The organism is Mesorhizobium sp. M1328 (assembly GCF_040318075.1).
Taxonomy (GTDB): domain Bacteria; phylum Pseudomonadota; class Alphaproteobacteria; order Rhizobiales; family Rhizobiaceae; genus Mesorhizobium.
This window is the reverse complement of the sequence record NZ_JAMYLO010000077.1, coordinates 1-1284: the sequence shown is the minus strand read 5'-3', so window position 1 is coordinate 1284 and position 1284 is coordinate 1. Positions and strand designations below refer to the sequence as shown.

Below are 1284 nucleotides of genomic sequence, written 5' to 3'. Positions count from 1 at the left end.
TGGTCGCCAGCGTTGAAGACGCCGCTCTCGATCTGAGACCGAATGATATCAGCGAGCTGAATGTGAAGTGGAGTTCTACCGGGCCGAATCATGCGGTCTCCTAAATTATTGCATTTATGCAAGAAGTTGACGTGCGCCTTTGATAGAGCCTTGGCGGGGTCGATCGCGCCCTGACTGAAGAGATCGCCGAATTCGTTGGCCAGGGCATTCCAGCCATAGCCGTACTCCGGTTTTCGCGCAGGCTACCGACGGTGATCGAGCCTTGCGCACCAGCATTCTCGGCGATCTGAGCACAACAGCGCCTCGATGGCGCGCCGCGCGATCTCGAAACCGATCTTCTGGTCCAAGCTGTCGACGTCGAACGCCATTGCTGCCCTGAACCGGGCCGAGCCGCTGGCAGTATGCCCTCATCGACCACTGCTCGATTCGCATGCAAGCATCGACGCGATGCTCGCGCTCCTTGATCTCGACCCCTGTCGAGAAGCCGACGCGGATCACGACGTCGCCGGGGAGCTTGGCCAGCCGCTGCTCGCGGTCGTAGTCGAAGGTGGTCTCCTCGACCTGCGCCTTGATCTGAATGATGCGGCCCTGGAACTCCTCCCTTCTTGCCGGCGTCGACGATCGCAGTGTTCTCTTTCTCGATCGAGACTTTTCTGGTGCGGCTGAGCATCTCCAGCGTGACATTCTCCGGTTTGATGCCGAGATCCTCTCTGATTGCGGTGCCGCCAGTCACGATCGGGATATCCAGCATCGCCTTACGGCGGTCGCTCGCCTTGAGGTCCAAGACTGAAGCTGGCCGGCTTCATCGCGGGCGCCTGGGCCGGCGGCGCTCACTTCGCCCTCCTGCGGTCTTTCATTCGCGGTGTCGGGAATAATGATATGCCGGCCGTCTTCTCGTCGGCTTCGTTGCGGCGGACCAGGATGCGGTCGTACAATGGACGGAACTTCATATCGTTCTCCTTCGGCGGGACAAGCAGGTTGCGACAGGGTACCCCGATTCAGACCGACAGGGTCGATGCGGGGCTCGCGCGCCTTTTTCGGCATCGCGCACATGCCGACCTAATTTTGCTCCTTGCTCCATTCAAAGGGGACTGGCTAAAGAAGTTCCTAGCGTTATGCCCTGCTGTATTGCGCCTTGGGACGGATTGACCGTTGTCGCGATGCGAACGAGACGAGTTTAGTCTAAGGCCTGTTGAGATTCAGGATTCCACATTTGGCTTGTTTGTGATTCAAGCTTTGGATGGAACGATTTGTGCTGACTGACGCCCAATGGGCGAAGATGGA

Annotated in this window: 2 pseudogenes; both read right to left on the bottom strand. The window is 58.6% G+C overall.

The window, feature by feature from the left end:
• Positions 1 to 134: 134 nt before the first annotated feature.
• Positions 135 to 766: pseudogene (locus NKH23_RS34420) on the bottom strand (TCP-1/cpn60 chaperonin family protein); the annotation flags it as partial.
• A pseudogene (locus NKH23_RS34415) lies at positions 761 to 950 on the bottom strand (co-chaperone GroES); the annotation flags it as partial. The pseudogenes NKH23_RS34415 and NKH23_RS34420, both read right to left, overlap by 6 nt.
• Positions 951 to 1284 lie beyond the last annotated feature (334 nt).